Here is a 19,005-nt window from a genome sequence, read left to right on the forward strand (position 1 = left end):
CCGTCCCTTTACAACCCTAATGCGTACTTCAGCGCCTGCCGTTTCAGCACACCGGCGCGATCCGCCGCCATTAGACCGATATTGCGCAGCAAGCGCACCGGGCCAAGCGAATTGCTGAACCCGGCATAAAAAAGATCCATCCCGCTTTGCATAATGAAGTTATCCGCCATACGCCGCATCTGGTAGCGTTTAAGAATCGGCTGACTGGCCCAGGCTTCACCATGTGTACGCGCGCTGGCCAGCACATCCAGTAGCGCATCCACATCACGATACCCCAGATTCACGCCTTGCCCGGCGAGCGGATGGATAGTGTGCGCAGCATCGCCAACCAGCGCTAATCCGGGACGCACATACTGCAACGCATGGCGACGCGCCAGCGGGAACGCTGCGGCCGCTACCGGTGTAACATGCCCCAGGCGCGGCGGAAAGTGTCGGGCAATCTCTTGCTCCAGTTGCGTCATGCTCATCGCCTGCAACTGGCGGATACGCGCGGGTGTGTCGTACCACACCAGCGATGCCCAGTTGTCAAACAGCGGTAAAAACGCATGCGGGCCGTCAGGGGTGAAATGTTGCCAGGTACTGTCTCCAGCGTCCTGCTCGCATTTAACAGTAATTAACATGCAGGATTGCTGATATTGCCATGCATGAATACCGATGCCGGAAGCCAGTCGTACGCGGGAATTCGCCCCGTCGGCACCGACCACCAGCTTAGCCGTTAATGTGCTGCCATCTTCAAAGGTCAATTCATGTTGTTCGTTCAGAGCATTCATGGCACTTAATGCAGCAGGCGTGCGCAACGTGACTTGCGGATGCGCCTCCAGCGCCTCCCACAGCGCGCGCTGCAGGACAACGTTTTCAACCATATAACCCAGTAGCGGCAGTTTCAGTTCACGGGCATCGAATTCAACGTGCGCGTTTTCCCACTCCCAGGTTTCCAGTCGCCGGTACGGGTGGCAGCGCATGCGCTGGATGCTCTCCCACACGCCCAACCCGCGCAGCAACGCCACCGATGCCGCGCTGATCGCAGAGATCCGCACATCCGGCTGCGCCGTCGCATCAAACAGCGGCGGCACCTGCTGCTCAATCACCGTTACTGCAAACCCGTGTTGCGCCAGCCCCAGCGCCAGCGCTCCGCCGACCATACCGCCGCCGACGACCGCGACCTCAGTGGATTGATTTGTCATCGCTAACTATCCTTAAACGAGAATCCATTAAGTTTACCGGATTTTTTACGCCTTGAGACTGACATCCGTCAGACTGGTCAGCACGCAACCAAAGCATTACAATACGCGCCCTGCAATCCTGGCTTATATCCGTTATTTTAGGGTATACGAACTTAAGCAAGAGCAAGTCGATGACAAAAAAACTCCACATAAAAACCTGGGGCTGTCAGATGAACGAATACGATTCATCGAAGATGGCCGATCTGCTGGATGCCACGCACGGGTATCAGTTGACAGAAGAAGCGGAAGAAGCCGATGTGCTGCTGCTTAATACCTGCTCCATCCGCGAAAAAGCACAGGAAAAGGTGTTTCATCAGTTAGGCCGCTGGAAGTTGCTGAAAGAGAAAAAGCCGGATCTGATCATCGGCGTTGGTGGCTGCGTGGCCTCACAGGAAGGCGACCATATTCGCCAGCGCGCACACTATGTCGACATTGTTTTCGGGCCGCAAACCCTGCATCGTCTGCCAGAAATGATCAACGCTGTACGCGGCAACCGCAGCCCGGTGGTCGATATCAGCTTCCCGGAAATTGAGAAGTTCGACCGCCTGCCGGAACCGCGCGCCGAAGGCCCAACCGCGTTTGTTTCCATTATGGAAGGCTGCAACAAATATTGTACTTACTGCGTGGTGCCTTATACCCGCGGTGAAGAGGTGAGCCGCCCTTCCGACGATATCCTGTTTGAAATCGCCCAACTGGCGGCGCAGGGTGTGCGTGAGGTAAACCTGCTGGGCCAGAACGTTAACGCCTGGCGTGGCGAAAACTTTGATGGCAGTACCGGCACTTTCGCTGAGTTACTGCGTCTGGTGGCGGCTATCGACGGTATCGACCGCATTCGTTTCACCACCAGCCATCCGATTGAGTTCACCGATGACATCATCGAAGTTTACCGTGATACCCCGGAGCTGGTGAGCTTCCTGCATCTGCCGGTGCAAAGCGGGTCTGACCGCATTCTGAACCTGATGAGCCGAACGCACACCGCGCTGGAATATAAAGCCATTATTCGTAAACTGCGCGCTGCCCGCCCGGACATTCAGATCAGTTCCGACTTTATTGTCGGCTTCCCTGGCGAAAGCACCGAGGATTTCGAAAAAACCATGAAGCTGATTGCCGATGTGAATTTCGACATGAGCTACAGCTTTATCTTCTCCGCCCGCCCGGGAACGCCCGCCGCCGATATGGTGGACGATGTACCGGAAGAAGAGAAAAAACAGCGCCTGTACATTCTGCAAGAGCGTATTAACCAGCAAGCCATGGCCTGGAGCCGCCGCATGCTCGGCACCACGCAACGTATTCTGGTCGAAGGCACCTCGCGCAAAAACATCATGGAGCTCTCCGGTCGCACGGAGAACAACCGCGTGGTGAATTTTGAAGGCAGACCGGAGATGATCGGTAAATTCGTTGATGTCGAAATTGTCGACGTTTACACCAACTCCCTGCGTGGCGTGGTAGTGCGTACCGAAGAGGAAATGGGCCTGCGCGTTGTCGAATCGCCGGAGTCCGTTATTGCTCGTACCCGCAAAGAGAATGACATCGGCGTCGGCATGTATCAGCCCTGATGCGAAAGGCCTGCCCATTCTGGCAGGCCTTGCTTTTCCCCTTACCCACCCCAACATCAACCGCTATGCTTGCGACTTCTCTCTCTGCCGTGAATAATTCCCTAATGGGCGCTACGGCGACACACCGAAAAGAGGAACAGTTTGAACATAGATACGCGTGAAATTACCCTTGAGCCGGCGGACAACGCTCGTCTGCTAAGTCTGTGCGGCCCGTTTGATGACAATATCAAACAACTGGAGCGGCGACTGGGCATCGAAATCAACCGCCGCGATAACCACTTCAAACTCACCGGGCGCGAAATTTGCGTCAACGCTGCTGCAGATATTCTGCGCACCCTGTATGTCGACACCGCCCCGATGCGCGGGCAGACTCAGGACATCGAACCAGAGCAGATCCACCTGGCGATCAAAGAAGCGCGCGTGCTGGAACAGAGCGCTGAAAGCGTGCCGGACTATGGCAAGGCGATCAATATCAAGACCAAACGCGGCGTCATAAAACCGCGCACGCCTAACCAGGCGCAGTACATCGCCCATATTCTCGATCATGACATTACCTTCGGTGTGGGTCCCGCCGGTACAGGTAAAACCTATCTTGCGGTTGCCGCCGCCGTGGATGCGCTGGAGCGTCAGGAAGTTCGTCGTATTCTGCTGACCCGCCCGGCGGTTGAAGCCGGTGAAAAGCTCGGTTTCCTGCCCGGCGATCTCAGCCAAAAGGTAGACCCGTACCTGCGCCCGTTATATGACGCACTGTTCGAAATGCTCGGTTTTGAACGCGTTGAAAAGCTCATTGAGCGTAATGTGATTGAAGTTGCGCCATTAGCCTATATGCGCGGCCGCACGCTGAATGATGCGTTTATCATCCTTGATGAGAGCCAGAACACCACCATCGAACAGATGAAGATGTTCCTGACGCGCATTGGTTTTAACTCCAAGGCAGTGATCACCGGCGACATTACGCAGATTGACTTACCTCGCAACACCAAATCCGGTTTACGTCACGCCATTGAAGTGCTGGCAAACGTTGACGAAATCAGCTTTAACTTCTTCCACAGCGAAGACGTGGTGCGCCATCCGGTGGTTGCACGCATCGTTATCGCGTATGAAGCCTGGGAAGAAGCCGAACAGAAACGTAAAGCAGAACTGGCCGCCGAGCGTAAACGCGAAGCCCAGGAGCAGGAGCAAAAATGAGTCAGGTGATCCTCGATTTACAACTGGCCTGTGAAGATAACAGCGGCCTGCCGGAAGAAGCGCAGTTCCAGAAATGGCTGGACGCGGTGATCCCGCAGTTTCAGGAAGAAGCGGAGGTCACTATCCGGGTGGTCGATAATGCCGAAAGCCACGAGCTGAACCTGACCTACCGCGGAAAAGACAAACCCACCAACGTCCTCTCATTCCCGTTTGAAGCACCGCCGGGCATTGAATTGCCGCTGCTGGGCGATTTGATTATCTGCCGCCAGGTGGTTGAGCAGGAAGCGCAAGAACAAGGCAAACCACTCGATGCCCACTGGGCGCACATGGTGGTGCACGGGAGTTTACACCTGCTGGGTTACGATCATATTGCAGATGATGAAGCCGAAGAAATGGAAGGGATCGAGACAGAGATAATGCTTGCTCTGGGCTATGAGGATCCGTACATTTCCGAGAAAGCGTAGTCGGTGCGCGGCCTGGCCGCGTACCCAAAAATACCGTCAGGCGCTGAGTTTACGCGTAACGAACGATAATTTAACCAACACGAGAACCCATACGACGCCATGAGCGACGATAACCCACACAGTAGCGACAACACCAACAGCAAGAAGGGATTCTTCTCCCTTTTACTGAGCCAGCTTTTTCACGGCGAACCCAAAAACCGTGATGAACTTCTGGCGCTGATCCGAGACTCCGGACAGAACGAGCTTATCGACGAAGATACGCGCGATATGCTCGAAGGGGTCATGGACATCGCAGACCAGCGCGTTCGCGACATCATGATCCCCCGTTCCCAAATGATCACCCTGAAACGCAACCAGACGCTGGACGAATGCCTCGATGTCATCATTGAGTCCGCCCACTCACGTTTCCCGGTGATCAGCGAAGACAAAGATCATATCGAAGGGATTTTGATGGCTAAGGATCTGCTGCCGTTTATGCGCAGCGATGCCGAAGCATTCAGCATGGAAAAAGTGTTACGCCCGGCAGTGGTGGTACCGGAAAGCAAGCGAGTGGATCGCATGCTGAAAGAGTTCCGTTCCCAACGCTACCATATGGCTATCGTTATTGATGAATTCGGTGGTGTCTCTGGTCTGGTCACAATTGAAGATATTCTGGAGCTGATCGTCGGCGAAATCGAAGATGAGTACGACGAAGAAGAGGATATCGACTTCCGCCAGCTCAGCCGCCATACATGGACGGTACGCGCGCTGGCGCCAATTGAAGATTTCAACGAAACCTTCGGCACCCACTTCAGCGATGAAGAGGTGGATACCATTGGTGGGCTGGTGATGCAGGCGTTTGGTCACCTACCGGCACGCGGCGAAGCCATTGAAATTGATGGTTACCAATTCAAGGTCGCGATGGCCGACAGTCGACGTATTATTCAGGTTCATGTCAGAATGCCGGACGATTCGCCGCAACCGAAACTGGATGATTAATGTAAATGGTATTTGCCTCACTGTTTGAGCGCCAGCGCGTGCGTTTGCTGCTGGCGTTACTTTTCGGAGCCAGCGGAACGCTGGCTTTTTCTCCTTATGACATCTGGCCCGCAGCAATCATTTCGCTAATGGGATTACAGGGCTTAACCCTCAATCGCCGGCCGGTGCAATCCGCCTGGATTGGCTATTTCTGGGGGCTTGGCCTGTTCGGTAGCGGGATCCACTGGGTCTATGTCAGCATCGCGCAATTCGGCGGTATGCCCGGTCCCGTCAACGTCTTCCTCGTTGTGCTGCTGGCGGCGTATATGTCGCTGTATACCGGGTTATTCGCTGGCATCCTGTCGCGCCTGTGGCCAGCCACACACTGGCTACGTGTGGCGGTTGCCGCACCGGTCATATGGCAAATCACCGAATTTCTGCGCGGCTGGGTACTGACCGGTTTCCCGTGGCTGCAATTCGGCTATAGCCAGATTGACGGGCCGCTGAAAGGCCTGGCGCCCATTATGGGGGTGGAGGCCATTAGCTTCCTGCTTATGATGGTCAGTGGCTTACTGATGCTGGCAGTGATAACGCGTAACTGGCGCCCACTGGCTGCCGCAGTGGTGCTATTTGTCCTTCCCTTCCCACTGCGCTATATCCAGTGGTATCAACTGCTGCCAGAACGGGCCACGCAAGTCTCATTGGTACAGGGTAATATTCCGCAGGCGCTGAAGTGGGATGAGAACCAACTGGTCAACACGCTGAAAATCTATCTCGATGCTACACAGCAGGTGATGGGGAAATCGCAACTGATCATCTGGCCGGAGTCTGCCATTCCGGATCTGGAAATCAATCAGCAACACTTCCTCGGCATGATGGATGACCTGCTGCGTTCGAAGAACAGCACGCTGATCACCGGGATCGTTGATGCGCGGCTGAACCAAAAGAACCGCTACGACACCTACAACACCGTGATTACGCTGGGTAAAGACAGCCCCTACAGTTACCAATCCAGCAATCGCTATAACAAAAACCATCTGGTGCCGTTCGGCGAATTTGTACCGCTGGAGTCGATTCTGCGCCCGCTGGCGCCTTTCTTCGATCTGCCAATGTCATCATTCAGCCGCGGCCCTTATGTGCAACCGCAGTTGCAGGCGCACGGTTTTAAACTGACCGCAGCTATCTGCTATGAAATTATCCTTGGTCAGCAAGTACGGGATAATTTCCGGCCAGATACGGATTTCCTGCTGACTATCTCTAATGATGCCTGGTTTGGTAAATCCATCGGGCCGCGGCAACATTTCCAGATGGCGCGGATGCGTTCACTGGAACTGGCGCGCCCACTGCTGCGTAGCACCAATAACGGCATCACCGCTGTGATTGGGCCGCAGGGTAATATCCAGGCAATGCTGCCACAGTTCACTCGTGACGTCCTCACCACTGAGGTCATGCCAACGCGTGGTTTAACGCCGTACGCTCGTATGGGTAACTGGCCGGTATGGATCATCTCTGCACTGCTGGGCTTTGGCGCACTGGTGATGAGCCTGCGTCAACGCCGTCGTTAATCCCCTCTCCTGCCCGGCGGTATTGACTGCCGGGCCGACAAACATCCCCCCTCCTTCTGTCTGACAGATCAGCGCAATGCCAACCTGTCAGGTACGCCCTGTCGGTTTGGCATGCCGTTTGCTTATAGATATCAGGCAACTATGAAAACTGCTTATGCGCCAGAGGGTCGCACTGGCAGCGAACATTGGATGCACCGGACTGGTGCAATGAAAGATTTTTGCCTCTTATCGGTGCGGCGCACCTCGCAAAAATAAACAATATCACAGCAAAATCTTTACATTAAGCCAGACTGAATGTAACAAACACACACGACACTGCACGACTATGTCGCAGAAGATAAAAACAACACAACGTACACACAACGGGTATCCCTGTGCTTTTGCACTGACGATAAAGGAGTCTGGAAATGCAATTACGTAAACTGGCCACCGCGATGCTGGTGATGGGACTGTCAGCCGGTCTGGTCCACGCTGAAGATGCTAAACCGGCGGAGGCAGCAGCCCCGGCGGAACAACAGCAAGCGACGCTGGACAAAATTGCCAAAAACGGCGTTATCGTCGTCGGTCACCGTGAATCTTCCGTACCGTTCTCCTATTACGACAACGAACAAAAGGTGGTGGGTTACTCTCAGGACTACTCCAACGCTATCGTTGAAGCGGTGAAGAAGAAACTCAACAAGCCAGACCTGGCAGTGAAACTGATCCCCATTACGTCTCAGAACCGTATTCCGCTGCTGCAAAACGGCACGTTCGATTTTGAATGCGGCTCCACTACCAACAACGTTGAGCGCCAGAAACAAGCCGCGTTCTCCGACACAATCTTCGTCGTCGGCACCCGTCTGCTGACCAAAAAAGGCGGCCCGATCAAAGATTTCGCCGACCTGAAAGGGAAAGCTGTGGTGGTGACATCCGGCACCACCTCCGAAATTCTGCTGAACAAGCTGAATGACGAGAAAAAAATGGATATGCGCATTATCAGCGCCAAAGACCACGGCGACTCGTTCCGTACGCTGGAAAGCGGTCGTGCTGTCGCCTTTATGATGGATGACGCCCTGCTGGCCGGTGAGCGCGCCAAAGCGAAGAAACCGGACAACTGGGAGATCGTTGGCACGCCGCAATCAAAAGAAGCCTACGGCTGTATGCTGCGTAAAAACGATCCTGAGTTCAAAAAGCTGATGGATGACACCATCGCTCAGCTACAGACCTCAGGTGCAGCGGAAAAATCCTTTGATAAATGGTTTAAAAACCCCATTCCGCCGAAAAACATGAACCTCAGCTTCGATCTCTCTGACGATATGAAAGCGCTGTTCAAAGAACCGAATGACAAAGCTCTGAACTAATTAAAACCATTAGGGGCGGGGTTTCCTGCCCTCTCGATTGTCGAAGTAGCACGGACAGACTATACGCTGAAGGGTCGTTCCCCTTTCAGCACGAAAATTCGCTCTTCACACAATCTTCGAGGGTAGCGCTGCTACCCTTTTTTTTCCGGAGTAGATTTATGTCCATAGACTGGAACTGGGGAATATTCCTGCAACAAGCCCCGTTCGGCAACACCACCTATCTTGGCTGGCTATGGAGCGGTTTTCAGGTCACCATCGCGCTTTCCGTGACGGCCTGGATCATCGCTTTTCTGGTTGGCTCTCTGTTTGGCATCCTGCGAACCGTACCGAACCGTTTCCTGTCCGGCATTGGCACCTGCTATGTCGAACTGTTCCGTAACGTACCGCTGATCGTGCAGTTCTTTACCTGGTATCTGGTAGTACCGGAACTGCTGCCGGAAGACATCGGCATGTGGTTTAAGTCGGAACTGGATCCCAACATTCAGTTCTTCGTCTCCTCAATGGTCTGCCTGGGGCTGTTTACCGCCGCCCGCGTTTGCGAGCAGGTACGCGCCGCCATCCAGTCACTGCCACGTGGGCAGAAGAACGCCGGTCTGGCAATGGGACTAACGCTGCCGCAGACTTACCGTTACGTTCTGTTACCCAATGCGTATCGCGTGATCGTGCCGCCAATGACCTCCGAGATGATGAACCTAGTCAAAAACTCCGCTATCGCCTCCACTATCGGTCTGGTGGATATGGCGGCGCAAGCGGGGAAACTGCTGGATTACTCTGCACACGCGTGGGAATCTTTTACCGCAATTACCATAGCGTACGTGTTGATTAACGCCTTCATTATGGTGGTGATGAACCTGGTGGAACGCAAAATTCGCCTGCCGGGCAATATGGGAGGCAAATAATCATGTACGAATTTGACTGGAGTTCTATCGCCCCTTCTTTCCCGTACTTGCTGGCTGGTCTTATCGTCACGCTGAAAATCACCGTTATTGCGATCGTGGTCGGTATCGTCTGGGGAACGCTGCTGGCGGTGATGCGTTTATCGACCTTTGGGCCGTTGCGCTGGTTTGCGAAAGGCTACGTTAACGTCTTCCGCTCCATTCCGCTGGTGATGGTGCTGTTGTGGTTCTACCTGATTGTGCCCGGTTTTCTGCAAAACGTGCTTGGGCTGTCGCCGAAAACCGATATCCGGCTGATCTCCGCGATGGTGGCATTCTCCATGTTCGAGGCGGCTTACTATTCAGAGATTATCCGCGCAGGGATCCAGAGCATTTCCCGCGGGCAATCCAGTGCCGCACTGGCGCTGGGGATGACCCACTGGCAGTCGATGAAATTGATTATCCTGCCGCAGGCGTTTCGCGCCATGGTCCCGTTGCTGCTCACGCAGGGGATCGTCTTATTCCAGGACACCTCTCTGGTCTATGTCCTGAGCCTCGCGGACTTTTTCCGTACGGCATCTACCATTGGCGAGCGTGACGGCACGCAGGTTGAAATGATCCTGTTTGCCGGCGCTGTCTATTTTATTATCAGTCTCAGTGCTTCGCTGTTGGTCAGCTGGCTGAAGAAAAGGACCGTTTAATGATTTCCCTGAAAAATGTTTCGAAATGGTATGGCCACTTTCAGGTGCTGACTGAGTGCTCCACGGAAGTGAAAAAAGGTGAAGTGGTGGTCGTGTGCGGCCCGTCTGGTTCCGGAAAATCCACGCTGATTAAAACCGTGAACGGTCTGGAGCCAGTACAGAAAGGCGACATTATCGTTAACGGTACCAAAGTTAATGATAAGAAAACCGATCTGGCGAAGTTGCGCTCGCACGTGGGCATGGTGTTCCAGCATTTTGAGCTGTTCCCCCATCTGTCGATTATCGAAAACCTGACGCTGGCGCAAGTGAAAGTGCTGAAGCGTGATAAGGCCGCGGCGCGGGAAAAAGGGCTAAAGCTGCTGGATCGCGTTGGCTTGTCCGCTCATGCCAATAAATTTCCGGCGCAGCTTTCCGGCGGGCAGCAACAGCGCGTTGCGATTGCCCGCGCCCTGTGCATGGATCCGGTAGCGATGCTGTTTGATGAACCGACGTCAGCGCTCGATCCGGAAATGATCAACGAGGTGCTGGACGTCATGGTGGAACTGGCGAACGAAGGCATGACGATGATGGTGGTCACCCACGAAATGGGCTTTGCCCGCAAAGTGGCGAATCGCGTGATCTTTATGGATGAGGGCAAAATTGTCGAGGACTCTGAAAAAGAGGCTTTCTTCGCCAACCCGAAATCCGAACGTGCGAAAGATTTTCTCGCGAAAATCCTGCATTAAGCCGGTTTATGCCAGCCCCGATACCGGGGCTGGCGTTTTGTGGCTACGGCTCAAAAGGACGGCGCTGAAACTGGTCATGACCACATTTCGGGCAAAGCGGTAACACGTCCGGCGTATAAACAGCCAAATGGAAATGGCATTTCTCACACACCAGATTTCCCAGCCCGACGACTTCACCGCTGTGATAGACGCCGTGATGATTGAGATCATGGAACACTTCGCGCCACTCCAGTTGCGTTTTATCGGTGATGTCTGCCAGCTCCTGCCAAAGACTCTCTTTGATCACCCGCATAAATACGCTGTCGGTCACTTCATTCTGGCTTTCGTTGTAGCTGCGGGCAAACTCTTCCAAATCGCGGCGAATGGCACGCATCAACTCGTCAACTTCCGTACGGGTTAATTCACCGGTCTGCGAGACGCGCTGACGCGCCTGTCCGACTAATGCATCAATATCGCGCTCCCCGTTGCGTAAGCGTTCGGTTAACGCTGCAACCAGTTCACGGTAAAAATGAGCAACCTTGTTCATCGCTTCGCCTCCCGGTTAAGTAACTCTCTCTAATGGTAGACGTTATTTCTCCGCCGCAGTGCCGACTCGCCCACAGCACGGACAAAAAGCCCCCCGAAAAAAGGCGTGGCTATTTCGCTACCGGGTCGCGGAAAGGCTGTTTTGAGGCGGGCGTTTGGGCTATGCTATGCCGATCTGAAAAACCACGTAACAACGCTACATTCGTAGCGGTATCAAAAACAGGACTACTGGTGCCATGCAAGAGCAATACCGCCCGGAAGAGATAGAATCCAACGTACAGCGCCACTGGGAAGAAAAGCGCACATTCGAAGTTACTGAAGACGAGAGCAAAGAAAAATACTATTGCCTGTCAATGCTCCCCTATCCTTCTGGCCGACTACACATGGGCCACGTTCGTAACTACACCATTGGCGATGTGATTTCCCGTTACCAGCGCATGCTGGGTAAAAACGTTCTGCAGCCCATTGGCTGGGACGCATTTGGCCTGCCTGCAGAAGGTGCGGCGGTGAAAAATAACACCGCACCAGCGCCGTGGACCTACGACAACATCGCCTACATGAAAAACCAGCTCAAAATGCTGGGCTTTGGCTATGACTGGAGCCGCGAGCTGGCAACCTGTACCCCGGAATACTACCGCTGGGAACAGAAGTTCTTTACCGAGCTGTATAAAAAAGGCCTCGTGTATAAGAAAACCTCTGCGGTGAACTGGTGCCCGAACGACCAGACCGTGCTGGCAAACGAACAGGTTATCGACGGCTGCTGCTGGCGCTGCGACACCAAAGTTGAGCGTAAAGAGATCCCGCAGTGGTTTATCAAAATCACCGCCTATGCCGACGAGCTGCTGAACGATCTGGACAATCTGGATCACTGGCCGGATACCGTGAAAACCATGCAGCGCAACTGGATTGGCCGTTCCGAAGGCGTGGAAATCACCTTTGACGTCCAGGACAGCGATCAGAAACTGACGGTCTACACGACCCGTCCGGACACCTTTATGGGTGCCACTTACCTGGCGGTCGCCGCGGGGCATCCGCTGGCGCAACAGGCTGCGGCGAACAAACCGGAACTGGCTGCGTTTATCGATGAATGCCGCAATACCAAAGTGGCAGAAGCCGATATGGCGACGATGGAGAAAAAAGGCGTCGACACCGGTCTGAAAGCAATTCATCCGCTGACTGGCGAAGCCATTCCCGTCTGGGCAGCAAACTTTGTGCTGATGGAGTACGGTACTGGCGCGGTGATGGCCGTTCCGGGCCACGATCAGCGCGATTACGAGTTCGCCACCAAATACAACCTGACCATTAAGCCCGTTATTCTGAACGCCGATGGCAGTGAACCGGATCTTTCCGCACAGGCGCTGACCGAAAAAGGCGTGCTGTTTAACTCCGGTGAATTTAACGGTCTTGATTTCACGGCTGCTTTCAACGCCATCGCCGATAAACTGGCGGCCAAAGGCGTTGGCGAGCGCAAAGTTAACTTCCGCCTGCGCGACTGGGGTGTTTCACGTCAGCGTTACTGGGGCGCGCCGATTCCAATGGTCACCCTGGAAGATGGCACCGTGATGCCAACGCCGGAAGACCAGTTGCCGGTGATCCTGCCGGAAGATGTGGTGATGGACGGTATTACCAGCCCGATCAAAGCAGACCCGGAGTGGGCGAAAACCACCGTTAACGGTCAGCCAGCGCTGCGCGAAACCGACACCTTCGACACCTTTATGGAGTCCTCCTGGTACTACGCGCGTTATACCTGCCCACAGCACAGCGAAGGCATGCTGGACCCGAAAGCAGCCAACTACTGGTTGCCGGTAGACATTTACATTGGCGGTATTGAACACGCGATCATGCACCTGCTCTACTTCCGCTTCTTCCACAAACTGATGCGCGATGCAGGCATGGTCAACTCCGACGAGCCGGCTAAGCAGCTGCTGTGTCAGGGGATGGTACTGGCGGACGCCTTCTATTACGTGGGCGAAAACGGCGAACGTAACTGGGTGTCGCCGAAGGACGCGATCGTTGAACGCGACGAGAAAGGCCGCATCGTTAGTGCCAAAGATCCGGCAGGTCATGAACTGGTGTATACCGGCATGAGCAAAATGTCCAAGTCGAAAAACAACGGTATCGACCCGCAGGAAATGGTAGAGCGTTACGGCGCAGACACCGTACGTCTGTTTATGATGTTTGCCTCCCCGGCGGACATGACGCTGGAATGGCAGGAATCCGGCGTAGAAGGCGCAAACCGCTTCCTGAAACGCGTCTGGAAACTGGTTTACGAGCACACCGCACAGGGTGCCGTCTCCGCGCTGGATGTGGCTGCACTGAATGACGAACAGCAAGCGCTGCGTCGCGACGTGCATAAAACCATCGCCAAAGTGTCCGATGATATCGGTCGCCGTCAGACTTTCAACACCGCGATTGCAGCGATTATGGAGCTGATGAATAAACTGGCGAAAGCACCGCAAGAGAGCGCACAAGACCGTGCACTGATGCAGGAAGCGTTGCTGGCAGTGGTGCGCATGCTGAACCCGTTCACACCGCATGTAAGCTTCACCCTGTGGCAAGAACTGGGCGGCGAAGGCGATATCGACAACGCGCCATGGCCGGTTGCGGATGAGCAGGCTATGGTGGAGAACACCACGCTGGTCGTCGTTCAGGTGAACGGTAAAGTGCGCGGTAAAATTACCGTTGCCGTCGATGCAACAGAAGAACAGGTGCGTGAACGCGCAGGCCAGGAGCATCTGGTAGCGAAATATCTTGATGGCGTTACGATACGTAAAGTGATTTACGTACCGGGTAAACTGCTCAATCTGGTCGTTGGCTAAGCGCGGGAGGAAGCGTGCGATATCTGGCTACATTGTTGTTATCACTGGCGGTGTTGATCACCGCGGGTTGCGGCTGGCATCTGCGTAGCTCTACGCAAGTGCCTGCTGAGATGAAAACGATGATCTTCGATTCCGGAGATCCGAACGGCCCTCTGAGCCGCGCCATTCGCAGCCAGCTGCGTTTGAATGGCATTGAACTGCTGGAAAAAGAGTCGCTGCGTCAGGATGTGCCTTCGTTGCGCCTTGGTGGCGTGACGTTTACCCGTGACACGGCATCCATTTTCCAGGATGGTCGCACAGCGGAATACCAAATGGTGCTGACAGTCAACGCCAGCGTGCTGATCCCGGGTCATGACATTTACCCTATCAGCACGAAGGTGTACCGTTCGTTCTTTGATAACCCGCAAACCGCACTGGCGAAAGATGCTGAGCAGGACATAATCATTCGCGAAATGTACGACAAAGCGGCGGAACAGTTGATTCGTAAGCTGCCAAGCGTTCATACCGCAGATGCGTCACAATCGCATGCTGACAATGCATCTTCCTCCTCCTCCGTTTCGGCTAAACCGGGTAGCTGATGCTCAGGTTGTATCCGGAACAACTCCGCGCGCAGCTCAATGAAGGGCTGCGCGCGGCGTATCTGCTCCTCGGTAACGATCCGTTATTGCTGCAAGAGAGTCAGGACGCCGTGCGCCAGATTGCAGTGGCGCAGGGCTTCACCGAACATCACACGTTCACCCTGGATGCCAGCACTGACTGGGATGCGATCTTTTCCATCTGTCAGGCGCTCAGCCTGTTTGCCAGCCGTCAGACCCTGCTGTTGCAGTTGCCGGAGAACGGCCCCAATGCAGCCATGAATGAACAACTGGCTAAACTGGTGGCGTTACTGCACGACGATCTGCTGCTGATTGTTCGCGGCAACAAGCTGACAAAAGCGCAGGAAAACGCCGCGTGGTTAACCCAACTGAATAACCATGCCGTGCAGATCAGTTGCCAGACACCAGAACAAGCGAATCTTCCCCGCTGGGTTGCCGCCCGGGCAAAGCAGAACAAACTGGAACTGGACGACGCCGCCAATCAGCTACTCTGCTATTGCTATGAAGGCAATTTGCTGGCGCTGGCGCAGGCGTTGGAGCGGCTGGCTCTGCTGTGGCCGGATGGCAAACTCACCCTACCGCGCGTAGAACAGGCGGTAAATGATGCGGCGCACTTTACGCCATTTCATTGGGTGGATGCGCTGCTGGCAGGTAAAAGCAAACGCGCTTTGCATATTCTTAGCCAGTTGCGGCTTGAAGCCTGCGAACCGGTGATCCTGCTGCGCACCGTGCAACGAGAACTGCTGTTGCTGGTGACGTTAAAGCGGCAATCCGCGCATACGCCACTACGTGCGCTGTTTGATAAACATCGTGTATGGCAAAACCGTCGCGGTGTGACCGGCGAGGCACTGAATCGCCTGAGCGCCGATCAGTTGCGTCAGGCCGTTCATCTGCTGAGCCGCATTGAGCTGGTGGTGAAACAGGACTTTGGTCAATCGGTGTGGGCCGAGCTGGAAAGCCTTTCTCTGCTACTCTGTCATAAGGCACTGGCAGACGTTTTTATTGATGGTTGATATGAATCAGTTGCAGGCCATGTTTGGCGGTACGTTTGATCCTGTTCATTACGGGCACCTGAAACCCGTTGAAGCGCTGGCAAATCAGATCGGCCTTTCACGGGTCATTATCATGCCTAACAATGTGCCCCCACACCGCCCACAACCGGAAGCCACCAGTCAGCAGCGTAAAACCATGGTTGAACTGGCGATTGCCGACAAGCCCCTGTTTACCCTTGATGAGCGGGAACTTCGCCGCGACACGCCGTCTTATACCGCTCAAACATTGCTGGAGTGGCGCGAAGAGCAAGGTCCGCAGCGCTCACTGGCGTTTATCATCGGTCAGGACTCCCTGCTCACTTTCCCTGGCTGGCACCATGCCGACACCATTCTCAATCATTGCCATCTGATTGTCTGCCGTCGTCCTGGCTACCCGCTAACCATGGAGCAGAAAGCGCATCAGCAATGGCTCGAGTCCCACCTCACCACCGATGCGGAAATGCTTCATACCTTACCCGCCGGGAAAATTTACCTCGCGGAAACGCCGTGGTTCAATATTTCCGCAACGCTTATCCGCGAGCGGCTGGAAAAAGGTGAGCAGTGTGACGATCTGCTGCCCGCGCCTGTACTGGCCTATATCAAAGAACAGGGCCTGTACCGCTAAGCACCGCGTCCATCGCCGCGATAAGACGGTCATTTTCCTCTATACTGCGCACCGCCACACGATAATAACGGTCGTCCAGACCAGGATAATTGGCACAACTGCGGATCAGGATGTGCCTCTCCAGCAGCGCGCGCTGCAACGCACTACCCGGCGCATCACAGCGCAGAAAAAGATAGTTTGCCACACCGGGCCAGACGGTCAGCGCGGGTAACGCAGCCAGTGCAGCCCTTAAACGCGGTCGCGCCTGTTCCAGCCACCGCCAGCTGGCCTGCTGATAGGCCGTATCCTGTAAAATCACCTCTCCCGCGAGCGCTGCGAAGGCATTGATTGACCACGGCATCTGCATCGCGCGCATCTGGTTAACCTTTTGCACATCGCTGCCCACGACATAGCCAAGACGCAGGCCAGGAATGGCATAAAACTTGGTTAGCGAACGCAACACCCATAGATGTGGGTTATCCGCAAGGTGCGGAATAAACCCCGAACGATCGCGAATAAAATCCATAAAGGCTTCATCGAGAATCAGTGCGATACCGAGCGTTTTACAGCGTGCAGCAATGGCATGCAGCAGGCTATCGTCCGGCAGTAACCCGGTAGGATTATTGGGCGTGCAAAGAAACAGACAGTCGAGATCAGGCGTCAATGCGTCCAACACCCGCCCGGTCAGTTGCCAGCCCTCTTCTTCCTGCAGGTGAAATTCAGCAACATAGCACCCTACCTGCGTTAGCGCACGGCGGTATTCGGCAAAACCGGGCACCACGACCAGCGCTTTGCGCGGAGCCAGTGCCTTGACCAGCATAAAAATAGCGTCGGTTTCGCCATTGCCTGCCAGGATCCACGACGTCGGTATCTGGTGGTGCGCAGCCAGTGCCTGGTGTAGGCGTTGATACTCAACGTCCGGGTAACGCTCAGCCAACGCCAGATTGTTTTGCAAGGCGTGTTTGAGCGATGCCGGCATACCGGCCGGGTTAATATTGGCGCTGAAATCGAGAAGTTGCTCCGGGGCAATGCCCAGGAGTGCAGCAGCCTCACGGGTATTGCCGCCATGCGCGCTATGAAACAAAGCCATCTTCCGCTCCGGTCAAAAACGACAATCTTAAACGAAAAAGACGAGTGGATTGAGGATGCAGTGTTAAACTTTGCGCAGAAATCGAGACGGGAGACCATTATGCGACTCTGGCTGATACGTCATGGTGAAACCGAAGCGAATGTTGCAGGGCTCTACAGCGGCCATTCACCAACGCCATTGACGGCAAAAGGGATTGCCCAGGCACGGACACTTCATGGCTTGCTGCGGGCTGTTCCCTTCGATCATGTATTATGCAGCGAGCTTGAACGGGCACGGCACACTGCGCAACAGGTGCTGGAAAATCGTGATGTCACGGTGCACACCACGGCGCTGCTCAATGAGATGTTTTTTGGTGATTGGGAGATGCGCCATCACCGCGATTTAACGCGCGAAGATCCGGAGAGTTATGCTGCGTGGTGTACGGACTGGCAGAATGCGATTCCGACGAACGGCGAAGGTTTTCAGGCTTTCTCCCTGCGCGTGGAACAGTTTATCGCCACGCTTACCGATCTCCGTCAACACCAGAATGTACTGGTGGTCAGCCATCAGGGTGTGCTGAGTTTATTGATTGCCCGGCTGTTAAACATGTCGGCTTCCTCGCTGTGGCATTTTCGCGTTGATCAAGGGTGCTGGAGTGCAATTGATATTCATGATGATTTCGCCACGCTTCGCGTATTAAATAGCCGCGCCACCTGGCAGATGGACGAGACATAGCATTTTTTTTCATCATCCCATTCACGGCGGTAATTAGGTCATTGACACGCCACGACAGGCTGATATTCTCCGCGCGCAGAAATTGTTTTACAAAAATGACAATGCAATCCCACGGCCGTGATGGGATGATAGCCCGCTTCGAAATGGCCAGGGCCCGACATTTATCCCGACAATCGACGCAGTTCAGGTATAATGTCAGGCCGCTAATTAATAGCTCACTTTTTGTTCACTCAGGGGGAACACTTGCAGGGTAAAGCACTCCAGGATTTTATTATTGACAAAATTGATGACCTGAAAGGTCAGGACATCATCGCCATCGACGTCCAGGGTAAATCCAGCATCACAGATTGCATGATTATCTGCACCGGCACCTCCACACGCCATGTTGTCTCCATCGCGGATCACGTGGTGCAGGAATCTCGCGCAGCAGGCATGATGCCGTTGGGTGTGGAAGGCGAAAGCGCTGCTGACTGGGTTGTGGTCGATCTGGGCGATGTCATTGTCCATGTTATGCAGGAAGAGAGCCGTCGCCTGTATGAACTGGAAAAACTCTGGAGCTAATGCGTGAAGCTGCAACTGGTCGCCGTCGGCACGAAAATGCCGGACTGGGTACAGACAGGTTTTAGTGAATATCTGCGTCGTTTTCCCAAGGATATGCCTTTCGAACTGGTGGAAATTCCTGCGGGAAAGCGCGGAAAAAACGCAGATATCAAGCGTATTCTCGACAAAGAGGGTGAACTGATGCTGGCAGCAGCGGGCAAAAACCGTATCGTCACCCTCGATATCCCCGGCAAACCCTGGGATACGCCGCAACTGGCTATTGAACTGGAACGCTGGAAGCAGGACGGGCGTGACGTCAGCCTGCTGATTGGCGGGCCGGAAGGGTTATCCCCCGCCTGTAAAGCTGCGGCAGAACAAAGTTGGTCGCTCTCTGCGCTGACGCTCCCTCACCCGCTGGTGCGCGTGCTGGTTGCGGAAAGCCTTTACCGCGCATGGAGTATTACCACCAACCATCCTTACCATCGTGAGTAA

Annotated in this window: 19 protein-coding genes; 16 read left to right on the forward strand and 3 right to left on the reverse strand. The window is 54.5% G+C overall.

Going from position 1 to position 19,005, the window contains the following annotated elements:
• Positions 1 to 8: 8 nt before the first annotated feature.
• A complete protein-coding gene (ubiF, locus tag O9K67_RS17420) occupies positions 9 to 1,184 on the reverse strand; it encodes a 3-demethoxyubiquinol 3-hydroxylase (RefSeq protein WP_061494457.1) in 1,176 nt (391 codons plus the stop codon).
• A 170-nt stretch (positions 1,185 to 1,354) separates the two neighbouring features.
• Here ubiF and miaB point away from each other — a divergent pair, with 170 nt between their 5' ends.
• From miaB to O9K67_RS17465, 9 genes are all read left to right on the forward strand, one after another.
• Complete coding sequence (gene miaB, locus O9K67_RS17425; RefSeq protein ID WP_061494456.1) at positions 1,355 to 2,779, forward strand: tRNA (N6-isopentenyl adenosine(37)-C2)-methylthiotransferase MiaB; 1,425 nt, start codon at positions 1,355 to 1,357, stop codon at positions 2,777 to 2,779.
• Between the two features lie 141 nt (positions 2,780 to 2,920).
• Positions 2,921 to 3,967, forward strand: coding sequence for a PhoH family protein (locus O9K67_RS17430; protein WP_061494455.1), 1,047 nt, complete (start codon positions 2,921 to 2,923; stop codon positions 3,965 to 3,967).
• On the forward strand, positions 3,964 to 4,431 hold the full coding sequence (gene ybeY, locus O9K67_RS17435) for an rRNA maturation RNase YbeY (RefSeq protein WP_061494454.1): 468 nt from the start codon (positions 3,964 to 3,966) through the stop codon (positions 4,429 to 4,431). Before O9K67_RS17430 ends, ybeY begins: the two co-directional genes overlap by 4 nt.
• A gap of 99 nt (positions 4,432 to 4,530) precedes the next feature.
• Positions 4,531 to 5,409, forward strand: a complete 879-nt coding sequence (gene corC / locus O9K67_RS17440) for a CNNM family magnesium/cobalt transport protein CorC (RefSeq protein ID WP_061494453.1) — start codon at positions 4,531 to 4,533, stop codon at positions 5,407 to 5,409.
• A gap of 5 nt (positions 5,410 to 5,414) precedes the next feature.
• The gene (gene lnt / locus O9K67_RS17445) at positions 5,415 to 6,953 is read left to right on the forward strand and encodes an apolipoprotein N-acyltransferase (RefSeq protein ID WP_061494452.1); all 1,539 of its coding nucleotides are present in this window, start codon (positions 5,415 to 5,417) and stop codon (positions 6,951 to 6,953) included.
• A 407-nt stretch (positions 6,954 to 7,360) separates the two neighbouring features.
• Positions 7,361 to 8,293, forward strand: coding sequence for an amino acid ABC transporter substrate-binding protein (locus tag O9K67_RS17450; RefSeq protein ID WP_061494451.1), 933 nt, complete (start codon positions 7,361 to 7,363; stop codon positions 8,291 to 8,293).
• A 158-nt stretch (positions 8,294 to 8,451) separates the two neighbouring features.
• A complete protein-coding gene (locus tag O9K67_RS17455) occupies positions 8,452 to 9,192 on the forward strand; it encodes an amino acid ABC transporter permease (RefSeq protein ID WP_061494450.1) in 741 nt (246 codons plus the stop codon).
• A gap of 2 nt (positions 9,193 to 9,194) precedes the next feature.
• A complete protein-coding gene (gltK, locus tag O9K67_RS17460) occupies positions 9,195 to 9,869 on the forward strand; it encodes a glutamate/aspartate ABC transporter permease GltK (RefSeq protein WP_061494449.1) in 675 nt (224 codons plus the stop codon).
• On the forward strand, positions 9,869 to 10,594 hold the full coding sequence (locus O9K67_RS17465; RefSeq protein ID WP_061494448.1) for an amino acid ABC transporter ATP-binding protein: 726 nt from the start codon (positions 9,869 to 9,871) through the stop codon (positions 10,592 to 10,594). The genes gltK and O9K67_RS17465 overlap by 1 nt, the downstream gene beginning before the upstream one ends.
• A gap of 43 nt (positions 10,595 to 10,637) precedes the next feature.
• Here the strand turns inward: O9K67_RS17465 and O9K67_RS17470 are convergent, their stop codons facing one another.
• Positions 10,638 to 11,120 carry a zinc ribbon-containing protein gene (locus tag O9K67_RS17470; RefSeq protein WP_061494447.1) on the reverse strand — a complete coding sequence of 161 codons (483 nt, stop codon included), beginning with the start codon at positions 11,118 to 11,120 and terminating at the stop codon, positions 10,638 to 10,640.
• A gap of 235 nt (positions 11,121 to 11,355) precedes the next feature.
• On the opposite strand from O9K67_RS17470, the gene leuS reads away from it, so the two are divergent.
• Genes leuS through nadD form a run of 4 tightly spaced genes read left to right on the forward strand, consistent with a single transcriptional unit; the run spans position 11,356 to position 16,190 of the window.
• Positions 11,356 to 13,938, forward strand: a complete 2,583-nt coding sequence (gene leuS / locus O9K67_RS17475) for a leucine--tRNA ligase (protein ID WP_061494446.1) — start codon at positions 11,356 to 11,358, stop codon at positions 13,936 to 13,938.
• A 14-nt stretch (positions 13,939 to 13,952) separates the two neighbouring features.
• Positions 13,953 to 14,516: an LPS assembly lipoprotein LptE gene (gene lptE, locus O9K67_RS17480; protein ID WP_061494445.1), complete on the forward strand. Its 564-nt coding sequence runs from the start codon at positions 13,953 to 13,955 to the stop codon at positions 14,514 to 14,516.
• Positions 14,516 to 15,547 (forward strand): DNA polymerase III subunit delta, encoded by a 1,032-nt coding sequence (holA, locus tag O9K67_RS17485; RefSeq protein ID WP_061494444.1) that lies wholly within the window; start codon positions 14,516 to 14,518, stop codon positions 15,545 to 15,547. Before lptE ends, holA begins: the two co-directional genes overlap by 1 nt.
• Complete coding sequence (gene nadD / locus O9K67_RS17490; protein WP_061494443.1) at positions 15,540 to 16,190, forward strand: nicotinate-nucleotide adenylyltransferase; 651 nt, start codon at positions 15,540 to 15,542, stop codon at positions 16,188 to 16,190. Before holA ends, nadD begins: the two co-directional genes overlap by 8 nt.
• Here nadD and cobD read toward each other — a convergent pair.
• A complete protein-coding gene (gene cobD, locus O9K67_RS17495) occupies positions 16,165 to 17,259 on the reverse strand; it encodes a threonine-phosphate decarboxylase CobD (RefSeq protein WP_061494442.1) in 1,095 nt (364 codons plus the stop codon). The genes nadD and cobD overlap by 26 nt on opposite strands.
• Before the next feature lie 99 nt (positions 17,260 to 17,358).
• Between cobD and O9K67_RS17500 the strand changes: the two genes are divergently transcribed.
• The 3 genes from O9K67_RS17500 to rlmH all read left to right on the forward strand — a co-directional run bounded on the left by O9K67_RS17500 (position 17,359) and on the right by rlmH (position 19,005).
• Entirely contained in the window at positions 17,359 to 17,973 is a 615-nt protein-coding gene (locus O9K67_RS17500; RefSeq protein ID WP_061499895.1) for an adenosylcobalamin/alpha-ribazole phosphatase, read from the forward strand.
• 243 nt (positions 17,974 to 18,216) lie between these two features.
• Complete coding sequence (gene rsfS / locus O9K67_RS17505) at positions 18,217 to 18,534, forward strand: ribosome silencing factor (RefSeq protein WP_061494441.1); 318 nt, start codon at positions 18,217 to 18,219, stop codon at positions 18,532 to 18,534.
• Between the two features lie 3 nt (positions 18,535 to 18,537).
• Positions 18,538 to 19,005, forward strand: coding sequence for a 23S rRNA (pseudouridine(1915)-N(3))-methyltransferase RlmH (gene rlmH / locus O9K67_RS17510; RefSeq protein WP_061494440.1), 468 nt, complete (start codon positions 18,538 to 18,540; stop codon positions 19,003 to 19,005).

Origin of the sequence: Kosakonia oryzendophytica (assembly GCF_027886705.1) — a bacterium.
GTDB classification, from domain to species: Bacteria; Pseudomonadota; Gammaproteobacteria; order Enterobacterales; family Enterobacteriaceae; genus Kosakonia; species Kosakonia oryzendophytica.